Origin of the sequence: Kribbella sp. CA-293567 (genome assembly GCF_027627575.1) — a bacterium.
Lineage (GTDB): Bacteria > Actinomycetota > Actinomycetes > Propionibacteriales > Kribbellaceae > Kribbella.
This window is the reverse complement of sequence record NZ_CP114065.1, coordinates 6,495,727-6,508,407: the sequence shown is the minus strand read 5'-3', so window position 1 is coordinate 6,508,407 and position 12,681 is coordinate 6,495,727. Positions and strand designations below refer to the sequence as shown.

10 protein-coding genes are annotated in these 12,681 nt (G+C 69.2%); 6 read left to right on the top strand and 4 right to left on the bottom strand.

Annotated features, from left to right (window positions below):
* Positions 1–122: 122 nt before the first annotated feature.
* Complete coding sequence (gene sucC / locus OX958_RS30115; protein ID WP_270133435.1) at positions 123–1,313, top strand: ADP-forming succinate--CoA ligase subunit beta; 1,191 nt, start codon at positions 123–125, stop codon at positions 1,311–1,313.
* 13 nt (positions 1,314–1,326) lie between these two features.
* Positions 1,327–2,217: a succinate--CoA ligase subunit alpha gene (gene sucD, locus OX958_RS30110; protein WP_270133434.1), complete on the top strand. Its 891-nt coding sequence runs from the start codon at positions 1,327–1,329 to the stop codon at positions 2,215–2,217.
* Positions 2,218–2,279: 62 nt separating this feature from the next.
* Here sucD and OX958_RS30105 read toward each other — a convergent pair whose 3' ends face one another.
* Complete coding sequence (locus tag OX958_RS30105) at positions 2,280–3,620, bottom strand: hypothetical protein (protein ID WP_270133433.1); 1,341 nt, start codon at positions 3,618–3,620, stop codon at positions 2,280–2,282.
* Positions 3,621–3,765: 145 nt separating this feature from the next.
* Between OX958_RS30105 and OX958_RS30100 the strand changes: the two genes are divergently transcribed.
* The 4 genes from OX958_RS30100 to OX958_RS30085 all read left to right on the top strand — a co-directional run bounded on the left by OX958_RS30100 (position 3,766) and on the right by OX958_RS30085 (position 8,688).
* The gene (locus OX958_RS30100) at positions 3,766–5,010 is read left to right on the top strand and encodes a cell division protein PerM (RefSeq protein WP_270133432.1); all 1,245 of its coding nucleotides are present in this window, start codon (positions 3,766–3,768) and stop codon (positions 5,008–5,010) included.
* A gap of 60 nt (positions 5,011–5,070) precedes the next feature.
* Complete coding sequence (gene purN, locus OX958_RS30095) at positions 5,071–5,703, top strand: phosphoribosylglycinamide formyltransferase (protein WP_270133430.1); 633 nt, start codon at positions 5,071–5,073, stop codon at positions 5,701–5,703.
* The gene (gene purH, locus OX958_RS30090) at positions 5,700–7,259 is read left to right on the top strand and encodes a bifunctional phosphoribosylaminoimidazolecarboxamide formyltransferase/IMP cyclohydrolase (RefSeq protein WP_270133429.1); all 1,560 of its coding nucleotides are present in this window, start codon (positions 5,700–5,702) and stop codon (positions 7,257–7,259) included. Before purN ends, purH begins: the two co-directional genes overlap by 4 nt.
* A gap of 151 nt (positions 7,260–7,410) precedes the next feature.
* The gene (locus tag OX958_RS30085; protein ID WP_270133427.1) at positions 7,411–8,688 is read left to right on the top strand and encodes a glycoside hydrolase family 18 protein; all 1,278 of its coding nucleotides are present in this window, start codon (positions 7,411–7,413) and stop codon (positions 8,686–8,688) included.
* 66 nt (positions 8,689–8,754) lie between these two features.
* Here the strand turns inward: OX958_RS30085 and OX958_RS30080 are convergent, their stop codons facing one another.
* The 3 genes from OX958_RS30080 to OX958_RS30070 all read right to left on the bottom strand — a co-directional run bounded on the left by OX958_RS30080 (position 8,755) and on the right by OX958_RS30070 (position 12,592).
* Positions 8,755–9,741: a pirin family protein gene (locus OX958_RS30080; RefSeq protein WP_270133425.1), complete on the bottom strand. Its 987-nt coding sequence runs from the start codon at positions 9,739–9,741 to the stop codon at positions 8,755–8,757.
* Positions 9,742–9,815: 74 nt separating this feature from the next.
* On the bottom strand, positions 9,816–11,978 hold the full coding sequence (locus OX958_RS30075; RefSeq protein WP_270133423.1) for an MMPL family transporter: 2,163 nt from the start codon (positions 11,976–11,978) through the stop codon (positions 9,816–9,818).
* Complete coding sequence (locus OX958_RS30070) at positions 11,978–12,592, bottom strand: TetR/AcrR family transcriptional regulator (protein WP_270133422.1); 615 nt, start codon at positions 12,590–12,592, stop codon at positions 11,978–11,980. The genes OX958_RS30075 and OX958_RS30070 overlap by 1 nt, the downstream gene beginning before the upstream one ends.
* Positions 12,593–12,681: the final 89 nt, after the last annotated feature.

Here is a 12,681-nt window from a genome sequence, read left to right as displayed (position 1 = left end):
GTACGGAGGTGGCTAGTCTCAGCGCGACGGAACGCGCCGGCGACCGTGCCCTCTGCACCGCAGCCTGCCGCGGACTGACTCGGAAACGCGAGACCCGAACAGGCGAGAGAGGGACCACGACCGTGGACTTGATGGAGTACCAGGCGAAGAGTGTCTTCGCCAAGCACGGCGTACGGACGACGGTGGGTGAAGTCGTCCACACGCCCGAGGAAGCTCGCGCGGCGGCCGAGAAGCTCGGTGGCGGCACGGTGGTCGTGAAGGCCCAGGTGCTGACCGGCGGCCGCGGCAAGGCGGGTGGCGTCAAGATCGCCGCCAACCCGGACGAGGCCGAAGCGCGCGCCCGCGACATCCTTGGTCTCGACATCAAGGGTCACATCGTCAAGACGCTGAACATCGTTCCGGCCGCGGCGATCGCCGAGGAGTACTACTTCTCCTTCCTGATCGACCGCGCGAACCGCAACTACCTCTGCATCGCGTCGGCCGCCGGCGGGATGGAGATCGAAGAGGTCGCGCACACCAACCCCGACGCGGTCGCCAAGATCTCGATCGACCCGGCCACCGGTGTCGACGAGGCCAAGGCCCGGGAGATCGCCACCTCGGCCGGCTACCCGGCCGACATCATCGACGCGGTCGCGCCGGAGATCGTGAAGCTCTACCAGGTCTTCCTGGCCGAGGACGCGACCCTGGTCGAGGTCAACCCGCTGGTCAAGCTCAAGGACGGCAACGTCGAGGCGCTGGACGGCAAGGTCTCGCTGGACGAGAACGCCGACTTCCGGCACCCGGAGTTCGCGGACTACGCCGACTCGTCGGCCGAGGACCCGCTGGAGGCCGCGGCCAAGGCCAAGGGCCTCAACTACGTGAAGCTCGACGGCTCCGTCGGCATCATCGGCAACGGCGCGGGCCTGGTCATGTCGACCCTCGACGTGGTCGCGTACGCCGGTGAGGCCTTCTCGGACGGCAACAGTGGTGGCGTCAAGCCGGCCAACTTCCTCGACATCGGTGGCGGCGCGTCCGCCGAGGTGATGGCGAACGGGCTGGAGATCATCATCTCCGACACCCAGGTGAAGAGCGTCTTCGTGAACGTCTTCGGCGGCATCACCGCCTGTGACGCGGTCGCGAACGGCATCGTCCAGGCGTTCGAGCTGCTCGCCGCCCGCGGCGAGGCCGTGAACAAGCCGCTGGTCGTCCGGCTGGACGGCAACAACGCCGAGGAGGGCCGCCGCATCCTCGACGAGGCCGGGCTGGCCGGACTCGAGCGGGTCGACACGATGGACGGCGCCGCCAAGCGGGCCGCCGAGCTGGCAGCGAAGTAAGGGAAAAGCTGAAATGTCTATCTTCCTGACCAAGGACAGCAAGGTCGTCGTCCAGGGCATGACCGGCTCGGAAGGCACCAAGCACACCACCCGGATGCTTGCCTCCGGCACCAATATCGTCGGCGGCGTGAACCCGCGCAAGGCCGGCCAGTCGGTCGACATCGACGGCAAGTCCGTCGCGGTCTTCGGCTCCGTCGCGGACGCGATCAAGGAGACCGGCGCCGACGTGTCGGTCATCTTCGTGCCGCCGAAGTTCACCAAGGACGCCGTCCTCGAGGCGATCGAGGCCGGGATGCCGCTGGTCGTGGTGATCACCGAGGGCGTGCCGGTGCACGACACCGCCGCGTTCTTCGCCGCCGCGCAGGCCTCCGGCACCACCCGGATCATCGGGCCGAACTGCCCGGGCATCATCACCCCCGGCGAGTCCAACGCGGGCATCATCCCGGCCAGCATCGCCGGCGCCGGCCGGATCGGCCTGGTCTCCAAGTCGGGCACGCTGACCTACCAGATGATGTACGAGCTGAGCGACTTCGGCTTCTCCACCGCGATTGGGATCGGTGGCGACCCGATCGTCGGGACGACGCACATCGACGCGCTGCAGGCGTTCCAGGACGACCCGGACACCGACGCGATCGTGATGATCGGCGAGATCGGCGGCGACGCCGAGGAGCGGGCGGCGGCGTTCATCAAGGACAACGTCACCAAGCCGGTCGTCGGCTACGTGGCCGGTTTCACCGCCCCCGAGGGCAAGACGATGGGCCACGCCGGCGCCATCGTCTCCGGCTCCTCCGGGACGGCCGCCGCCAAGCAGGAGGCCCTCGAGGCCGTCGGCGTCAAGGTCGGCAAGACCCCGACCGAGACCGCCAACCTGATGCGCGCGATCATGCAGGACCTGAACAAGTAGCAGCACCGCAAGGAACGGCCCCCGAGGTGATCCTCGGGGGCCGTTGCGTTGGGTTTCGCCGTCTACTTGTAGGCGGCCGAGCGTTCCGCGGCGCGGGTGAGCACCTCGTTGAAGGCCTCGTTGGTGATGTCCAGCTTCTCCAGGACCGGGTAGAGCGCGTAGACGGCGCGGGAGCCGGCCGCCGCGATCCCGATCCGGTAGGTGAAGATCTTGCCGCCGCCGGTGTCGTAGGAGACCCGCCAGCTCTCGCCCTTGACGCTGTTGCCGACGGCGATCTCGCCGGTCGGCCGCACGGTCGCGTTGGAGGTGGTCTTCTTGCAGTTGTCGACGGCCTTGCGCAGGTCGCCGACGAAACTGCCCGCCGCGGCCGGGCTCGCGAAGGCGGCCACCATCGTGTCCAGCCCGAACTCGGGTGGCACCTTGGCCTCCGGTACGACGTACGTCTGCGCCCGGGTGGCCCTGGCCTTCGCCTTCTTCAGGTCGAGCTTGTCGCAACCGGTGCCCTTGGGGGTGGTGCTGGTGGTGCTGACCCAGGGCTTGTCGATGCTCGGCAGCACCGGCAGGTCGATCGGGGCCATGAAACCGGCCGGCTCGGTGGTCGGCAGCAGGACGGGCTTGGCGACCGGCGTACCGGTCGTGCACTTGGCCTCGTCGCAGATCCGCTTCAGGCCGGCGCCGGCGGTCGCGATCAGGGTGTCCGGCTTGGGCGGGGTCTTGCCGACGGTGTCGTACTCCACCACCATCGTCGTCTGGCCCGCCGTGCTCACGCTGACCGTGCGGTACTTGTTGGTCTTCGGGCCGGGCTGGCCGAAGACGGCCACCACGCCCTTGCTGCCCAGGCCGCTGGTCGTGTAGCTGGAGATCAGCCGGATCTGCGGGGTGTTGCAGGCGCTGAGCCAGCCGGTGATCGTGCTGTACGCCTTGCCCGCGGCGGCCTCGTCGTTGGAGACCTCGACGTACTGGACCGCGGTGTCCTTGGTCGACGGGTTGCGGAAGTTGCGGATCCAGGTGCGGATCCCGGCCGGGTCGGCGAAGCGCTGGGACTGGCAGACGAAGGACCTGTCGGGGGCGTTGCTGCCGTTGTCGGTGCTCGCGACTGCCCAGGCGCCGCCGGCCGGGGCGAGTTGCTTGGCCGCCGTACCGTCGATCAGCACCTTGGCGTCGCCGAGCAGGCCTGGGCCGTTGCCGCCGGACTTGTCGTCCTGGTTGCCAGACCTGGCGTTGTCACCGGCGGAATCGTCGCCACCGAAGGCGTTCACGGCCGCGATGCCACCGCCACCGACGAGGACCAGCACAGCCGCGCCGGCGCCGATGATCTGGTTCCGTCGACGAGACTGCTGACGGCGTGCCTCCCGGGCGGCAGCACGACCGCCGCCCCGCGAGGAACGGTGGGAACCGGTCACTAGTTCTTGACCTCCAGACTGATTCCACCCGACGGTACCCGGTGGCCCGTCATCTCTGTCCACAGGGAGCAAGCAGGGCCGAAGTCTTCCATATCCGGCGTGTCAGAACGAGCCGCGTCCGGGCGACGAGTGACGATGGAGTCAGATGACCGACATGCTGAGCCGTCCGGGCGCCCGTGACGGCGGATCTCACCAGGCGCCCGGGCCCGCCCAGCCCGACGCCACCGCACCGACCAAGCCGGTGATCGTCTCGGCGGTGATCGGAGCAGGCGCCTGTCTGCTCACCGGGCTGATGACGTGCGCCGCGGTAGCGGTGATCGGTTGGCTGGCCGCGGCCTTCGGTGGAGCGTCCGGCGCGGTCCGGGCCGGTGCCACTGTCTGGCTGGTCGCCCACAAGGCCGGCGCCACGCTTGGCGACGCCAGGCTCACTCTTGCTCCGCTCGGCCTGACTTTGTTCTTCGCCTGGTGCCTGTACCGCGGCGGGCGGTTCACTGCGCGCGTAAGCGGAGCAGACGAGACCAAGGATCTTGCAGTAGCCGCCGGCGTGCTCGCCGGCACGTACGGCCTGGGTGCGCTCATCATCGCCCTGCTGGCCTCCGACGGAGCGGTGAAGGTCTCACCGGTGACAGCCTTCCTGGGTGCCGCCACTCTGGCGCTCATAGCGGGCACCGCCGGGATACTGGTCGAGTCCGGGGCTGCAGAGGACATCGCCGACGCAACGCCACAGGGTCTCCGTGACGTGGTCCCTGCCGCTGCCGCCGCAGTATTGACCATCGTCGCCACCGCAACCCTCCTGTACGCCGTACTGCTGGCAGTGCACTTCTCCCGCGTCACCTCCATGCTGGAGCTGCTGGATGCCGGTGTGGTCGGCTCAGTGGTCCTCTTCGCCATCTGTCTGGCACTACTGCCCAACGTGATCCTGTACGCCGTGGCCTTCCTCGCCGGACCCGGATTCCAGCTAGGAGTCGGTACGACGATCGCCCCGACCGGGGTGGACGTCGGCAACCTGCCCGCGCTGCCGCTGCTGGCCGCAGTACCTGCTGACGGCGCAACTCCGACGTACCTGCTCATCCTGACCGCGCTGGTGCCACTGGCGGCCGGTGCGATGGCCGGGCTGGTGGTTGCCCGGCGGGGGCTGACAGCGGAGGACTCGGACGTGCTGGGCTGGGATGCCTTCGCTCTGCGGGGCGCCATCGCGGCTCTGCTGGCCGGGATCGTGCTGCTCATCCTGATGCTGGTTTCCGGCGGCGCCGCCGGGCCGGGACGGATGGCCGAGGTCGGCGTACCCGCCGCGGTGCCGGCCGCCGGCGTACTGGTCGCCGCGATGGCGATCGGAGCGGCGATCACCGCTGCAGTGATCGCGGCCAGGCGCCCGCAGCCGACCGTCTGAGAGCCTGCCCGGTTCGACCGGATGCGGGTCGGGGCGGGGGTGGACGATAGGGTTTGCCAAGTGACAGATCCGGTTGCGCCCACGCCCGAGCCCGCACGCGTCGTCGTGCTCATCTCGGGTTCCGGCTCGAACCTGCAGGCCCTGCTCGACGCGTGCGCCGATCCGGCGTACGGCGCCCAGGTGGTGGCCGTCGGCGCGGACCGCGACGGGATCGCCGGGCTCGACCGGGCCGCGGCGGCCGGGGTGCCGACGTTCGTGCACAAGGTCAAGGACTACCCCGAGCGGGCCGACTGGGATCGCGCGCTGACGGCTTCCGTCGCGCAGTACGAGCCCGCGCTGGTCGTCTCGGCAGGGTTCCTCAAGCTGGTCGGTGACGACTTCCTGGCCGCTTTCGGGGACCGCTACATCAACACCCACAACGCGCTGCTGCCGGCCTTCCCCGGCATCCACGGACCGCGTGACGCCCTGGAGTACGGCGTCAAGGTGGCCGGCGCGACCCTGTTCTTCGTCGACGGCGGCGTCGACACCGGGCCGATCATCGGCCAGGTCGTCGTACCGGTCGCCGACGACGACACCGAAGACACCCTGACGGAGCGGATCAAGGAGGTCGAGCGCCGCCAGTTGGTGGAGTGGGTCGGCCGGCTGGTCCGCGACGGCTGGACCATCACCGGACGAAAGGTCACCACGAAGTGAGCACCGACCGCAGGCCGATCCGCCGGGCGCTGATCAGCGTCTACGACAAGACCGGTCTGGAGGAGCTCGCGCAGGCGCTGTCCGCAGCGGGTGTGCAGATCGTGTCGACCGGTTCCACCGCCGGCCGGATCGCGGCGGCCGGCGTACCGGTCACCAAGGTCGAGGAGCTGACCGGCTTCCCGGAGTGCCTCGACGGCCGGGTCAAGACGCTGCACCCGAAGGTGCACGCCGGGCTGCTGGCCGACGTCCGCAAGTCCGACCACGTCGAGCAGCTGGCCGAGATGCGGGTCGAGCCGTTCGACCTGCTGGTCAGCAACCTGTACCCGTTCAGCGAGACGGTCGCGTCCGGTGCCTCGGTCGACGAGTGCGTCGAGCAGATCGACATCGGCGGTCCGTCGATGGTCCGCGGCGCGGCCAAGAACCACGCGAACGTGGCCGTGGTGACCTCCCCGGAGCAGTACGCCGATGTCTACACGGTGCTCGACGAGGGCGGCTTCTCGCTGGCCGAGCGCAAGAAGCTCGCCGCCGCGGCGTTCGTGCACACCGCGGAGTACGACGTGGCCGTCGCCTCCTGGATGGGCAACGTGCTCACCGACAGCAGCGAGGGCGCGGGCTTCCCGGCCTGGGTCGGCGCGACCTGGGACAAGAAGGCCGTCCTGCGCTACGGCGAGAACCCGCACCAGCTGGCCGCCCTCTACGGCAACGGCCGCAAGGGGCTGGCCTCGGCCGAGCAGCTGCACGGCAAGGAGATGTCCTACAACAACTACGTCGACGCCGACGCGGCCCGGCGGACGGCGTACGACTTCGCCGAGCCCGCCGTCGCGATCATCAAGCACGCGAACCCGTGCGGCATCGCGATCGGCAACGACATCGCGGAGGCGCACCGGCGGGCGCACGAGTGCGACCCGGTCTCGGCGTACGGCGGCGTGATCGCCACCAACCGGCCGGTCTCGGTCGAGCTGGCCAAGCAGGTCGCGGAGATCTTCACCGAGGTGCTGGTCGCTCCGGCGTACGAGGACGGCGCGGTCGAGATCCTGCAGGCCAAGAAGAACATCCGGGTGCTGGTCTGCGGTCCGGACGAGGCCGGCCAGCCGGTCGAGATCCGCGCGATCAGCGGCGGGCTGCTGATGCAGGCGAAGGATGTGTTCCAGGCCGAGGGCGACAACCCGGCCAAGTGGACGCTGGCCGCCGGCGAAGCCGCTTCCGACGAGGTGCTGGCCGACCTGGCCTTCGCCTGGAAGGCCTGTCGCGCGGTCAAGTCCAACGCGATCCTGCTCGCCGCCGACGGCGCCTCTGTCGGTGTCGGCATGGGGCAGGTCAACCGCGTCGACTCCTGCCGGCTGGCCGTCTCCCGCGCGGCGGAGCGCGCGACCGGCTCGGTAGCCGCCTCCGACGCCTTCTTCCCGTTCCCGGACGGCCTGGAGGTCCTGCTCGAGGCCGGCGTGAAGGCAGTGGTGCAGCCGGGTGGCTCGATCCGCGACGACCAGGCGATCGAGGCAGCCACCAAGGCCGGCGTCACGATGTACTTCACCGGGACGCGGCACTTCTTCCACTGATCCCCGAGTTCCTCCAGGGAATGGGGTAAGAAAACGCTCCCTCAGCGGGCGGAAGAGGAGCAAAATGCTTTCATTAGAGACGTTGCCTAAATAAGTAGGCCGGACCTATGGTGAGGCATTCTGTCCCTCCACCCGCCCGTTGGGGAGAAGCATGTCGGTGAAACGTCGGAGTCTCGCGCTGCTGGTCGCAGCCACGGTCGTCGTCCCGCTGGGACTGACCGCTGCGCCCGCCGAGGCCCACAGTCAGAAGCGTGTTGTCGGTTACTACACCCAGTGGAGCGGCTACGACCGCAACTTCCTGGTCAGTGACCTGGTCAAGAACGGAACGGCCGCCAAACTCACCCACCTGAACTACGCGTTCGGCTTCCTGGACGACAAGGGCCTCTGCATCAGCAGCGACCCGTGGGCCGACTACCAGCGGCCGTTCACCGCCGAGCAGAGCGTCAACGGCAAGGCCGACGTCGCCGGTCAGCCGCTGTCCGGCAACCTGAACCAGCTCAAGCAGCTGAAGCAGAAGTACCCGAAGCTGCGGATCAGCATCTCGCTCGGCGGCTGGACCGGCTCGAAGTACTTCTCCGACGCGGCGCTCCCGGCGAACCGCGCCGCGAGCGTCAAGTCCTGCCTCGACCTGTGGATCAAGGGCAACCTGCCGGGTGCACCGGCCGGCGCGGCCAAGGGTGTCTTCGACGGCATCGACCTGGACTGGGAGTGGCCGGCCAGCGAGGGCAACCCGGGCAACGTGATCCGCCCGGAGGACCGGGAGAACTTCACCGGTCTGGTGCACGAGTACCGCAAGCAGCTGGACCGCTCGTCCTGGCCGTTCCGCGGCCGCTACAACCTGACCGCGTTCCTGCCGGCCGACCCGGTCCAGATCGACCGCGGCTTCGAGGTGAAGAAGGTCTTCAAGGACCTGACCTTCGTCACCACCCAGGGCTACGACTACCACGGCGCGTGGGACCCGGTGACGAACCAGCAGTCCGCGATCGACGGCCCGAAGGGTGACCCGTCGGCCGCCGAGTTCAGCTCACAGGTGACGATCGACCACTACCTGAAGCGCGGCGCCCCGAAGAACAAGCTGGTGATGGGCGTTCCGTTCTACAGCCGCGGCTGGACCGGAGTGACGAACGCGAACAACGGGCTGTTCCAGCCCGCCACCGGTCCGGCGCCGGCGACGTACGAGGCCGGCTACGAGGACTACCGGATCCTGAAGGCCAAGGCGAGCACCTTCACCGTGCACCGCGACGCCAAGGCCGGCCACGCCTGGCTGTTCGACGGCACCACCTTCTGGACCTGGGACGACCCGATCGAGATGAAGCGCAAGGCGCAGTACATCTCGAAGCGCAACCTCGGGGGCGCGATGATCTGGTCGCTGGACGGCGACACCTCCAACGGCGAGCTGATCACCGCCCTGCACCGCAACCTGCGGTAACCCCAACCCAGCAACGAAAACCGGCCCGGCGCGATCAGCGCCGGGCCGGTTTGTGCTTGTCTGAGCTCAGTTGGACTCGTGCAGGTCCGTGCCGAGGCCGTGGACGGCGGGGATGGTGCCGAGCTTGCCGGCCTGGAAGTCCTCGAAGGCCTGCACGACCTCCTCGCGGGTGTTCATCACGAAGGGGCCGGCCATCGCGATCGGCTCCCGGATCGGGCGGCCGCCGAGGACGATGACGTCGAGGTTCGGCTCGGCCGACGGCTGGGTGAGCGCGGCCGACGTACGGATGGTGTCGCCCGGGCCGAACACGGCGAGCTGGCCCTTGCGGATCGGGCGGCGGTCGGCGCCGACGGTGCCCTGGCCGGCGAGCACGTAGACGAGCGCGTTGTAGTCCGGCTGCCACGGCAGCACCAGTTCGGCGCCGGGGCTGACGGTGGCGTGCACCAGGGCGATCGGGGTGTTCGTCGAACCGGGACCTTCGTGCCCGTCGACAGAGCCCGCGATCACCCGGATCAGCGCGCCGCCGTCGGCGGTCGACAGCAGTGCCGAGTCACCGCCACGGATGTCCTGGTACTTCGGTGCCGCCCACTTCTGCGCCCTGGGCAGGTTCACCCACAGCTGTACGCCGTGGAAGAGCCCGCCGCTCAGCACCAGGTGCTCCGGCGGCGTCTCGATGTGCAGCAGGCCGCTGCCGGCGGTCATCCACTGGGTGTCGCCGTTGGAGATGACACCGCCACCACCCTGGGAGTCCTGGTGCTCCATGATCCCGTCGAGCATGTAGGTGACGGTCTCGAAGCCGCGGTGCGGGTGCCACGGAGTGCCCTTGGGCTCGCCCGGCGCGTACTCGACCTCGCCCATCTGGTCCATGTGGATGAACGGGTCGAGGTCCTTCATGTCCACGCCGGCGAACGCCCGGCGGACCGGGAAGCCTTCGCCCTCGTAGCCGGTCGGTGCCGTGGTCACCGAGCGCACTGCCCGCTCCCGGGCGACGGCCGGGTCGGGCTGGTGGACGCGCGGCAGAACGGTGATGTCGCTGACGGTGACGGCGGGCATGTTCGGCTCCTTGGTCGAGGTAGTTCAAGAATAAACTATCCGACTCAACCGCGACAAGCCCGCCGTCATTCCGGTCAGTCGGCGGTGACCAGGTGCTGCTCCTTCGGGGTCTGCAGCGAGTCGCCCTCGATGTCGACCTTCGGGGTGATCCGGTCCAGCCACTTCGGGAAGGCCCAGGCGCGGTCACCGAGCAGTGACAGCACCGCCGGCACGATCGCCATCCGGACCACGAAGGCGTCGATCAGCACGCCGACGGTCAGCCCGAAGCCGATCGTCTTGATGATCGGGTCGTGCACCAGGATGAAGCCGGCGAACACCGCGGCCATGATCAGCGCGGCCGCCGTCACCACCCGGGCGCCGTGACCGACGCCCTGGATGGTCGCCTCGGTCGCGTGCTTGCCGTGCACGAACTCCTCCCGGACCCGGGAGACGATGAACACCTCGTAGTCCATCGCCAGCCCGAACAGGATGCCCATCATGATGATCGGCAGGAAGCTGACCAGCGGTCCGGGGGAGTCGACGCCGAACAGCGACGCGCCCCAGCCGTTCTGGAAGACCGCGACGGTGATGCCGAAGGTGGCGCCGATGGTCAGCAGGAAGCCCAGCGTCGCCTTCAGCGGAACCAGGATCGACCGGAACGCCAGCAGCAACAGCAGGAACGACAGCCCGATCACGATCAGCAGGTAGACCGGCAGCGCGGCGGTCAGCTTGTTCGACACGTCGACGCCGATGGCGGTGTTACCGGTGATCGAGATCGTGCTGCCACCGGTCTCCAGCGGCCGGACGGTGTCGCGCAGGTTCTTCACCAGGTCGGCGGTCTCCTGGGAGGCCGGCCCGCTCTTCGGGATCACGCTGACCAGCTGGGTCGAGCCGTCCTTGCTCGCCGGGCCGGGCTGAACGGCGACCACGTCCGCGAGCCCCTTGGCCTTGGCGCTGACCTGCCCGACCAGCGCGGCCGAGGTCGCGGCGCTGTCGCTCTTCACCACCACCACCAGCGGCCCGTTGGAGCCAGGACCGAAGGCCTCCGCGGACAGGTCGTAGGCGACGCGCTGGTTGGTACCGGCCGCGGCCGTCGCGCCGTCGGGCAGCGCGAGCCGCATGTCCTGCGTCGGGATCGCCAGGACCCCGAGACCAATGATGCCGACGGCAACGATCGGGATACGGAACCGGGTCACGAACCGGGCCCAGCGGAAGCCGAAGCCCTCGACCGCGGGAGCGGCGGCGGTCTTGCGGAGCTTGCGCGGCAGTACCTTGCGGCCCATGAAGCCGAGCAGAGCCGGCAGCAGCGTCAGAGCCACCAGTACCGCGGTCAGCACGGTCGCCGCCGCGGCCAGGCCCATCGCGGTCAGGAACGGAACGCCGACCACGCTCAACCCGGCCAGCGCGATCACCACGGTCGCCCCGGCGAACGTCACGGCCGACCCGGCGGTCGCGGTCGCCCGCGCCACCGACTCCTCCTCGTCCATCCCCGCCGCCAGCTGCGACCGGTGCCGCGAGCTGATGAACAACGCATAGTCGATCCCGACCGCGAGTCCGAGCATCAGTGCCAGGATCGGGGCGGTCGAGGAGACCTCGGTGAACGAGGTGACGATGAACAGCCCGGCCATCCCGGCCAGTACGCCGAGCAGCGCGGTCAGCAGAGTCATCCCGGCCGCGACCAGCGAGCCGAACGTCACCACCAGTACGACGGCCGCGACCGCGACGCCGATCGCCTCGGTGGAGCCGATCTCCGGTGGTCCGCCGACCACCTGCCCACCCGGCACCACCTGCAGGTCACCCGTACTGAGCGACTTCAGGTTGTCGTACGCCTCGGTGCTGTCCTTCGACAACTCGTCGGCGGCCTTGTCGAACTGGACGCTGATCAGACCCGTCCTGCCGTCGGGGCTGATCGCCTTGCTGGTGAAGGGATCGATGGCGGCGATCACCTCCGGCACCTTGGCGACCTGCGTCACCGTCGCGCCGACCGCGGCCTTCACCGCCGGGTCCATCAGCGTCTTGCCCTCGGGCGCCTTCACAACCACCGACGCGGAAGCCCCGCTGGCGGACGGCAGGTCCTTCGACAGTGCGTCCAGGGCTCGCTGCGACTCGGTGCCGGGGATCGAGAAGGTGTTCGAGGTCGACCCGCCGAGCGTCAGCGCGCCGACGCCGAGCGCGACCAGGACGAAGGTCCAGATCGCCGCGACGAGCCGGCGCCGCTGGTAGGAGAACCGGCCGAGCCGGTACAGGAGGTTGGCCATCAGAGAGCGTCCGTTTCACTGGTGTGGGCTGGCAGGGAAGACGTACTACTGGTACTGCGAGGGGCTGTCGGTGGGCGGAGCAGGCGCCGCAGAGCCGTGTCGCACAGCGCCTGGAGTTCCGCGTCGGTGCGCTCGCCCGGATGCCGGCACTCGCCGAGCAGGCCGTTGACGGCGAACTGGGCGAGGTCGATCTCGAGCTGGTCGTCGGGGCCGCCGGCCATGATCACGGTGAGCTGGATGCCTTTGCTGATCAGTTCGGTGAACTCGGGCATCTCCTCGATCTTCGGCAGCACGTCCTGCAGGACGCTGATCACTCCGCGGAACTGGACGGCGACCTCGACGAACCGCTTGATCGCCAGTTGCTGGGCCTCGGCGGCGGGCAGCCGGCCGACCTCGTCGAGCAGGCTCACCAGCGCGGCGTGCGACGGCTCCAGCACCGCCGCGAGGACCGCGGCCTTGCCGTTGAAGTGGTAGAGCACGGTCGCCTTGGAGCAGCCGGCCGCGGTGGCGATGTCCTGCAGTGAGGTCGCCGCGTAGCCGTTGGCCTGGAACAACGCCATCGCCTGCTGGACGATCTCGCGCCGGGTGCGGTCCCGGACCGCTGTGGTTGCCATGGGCCCCATCATCCTGACCGCTCGGCCAGTTTTCAACCGATCGGTCAGGATTGTGCGCCAGTTCACGCTTCCGCGCCCCGGCCTGGCAG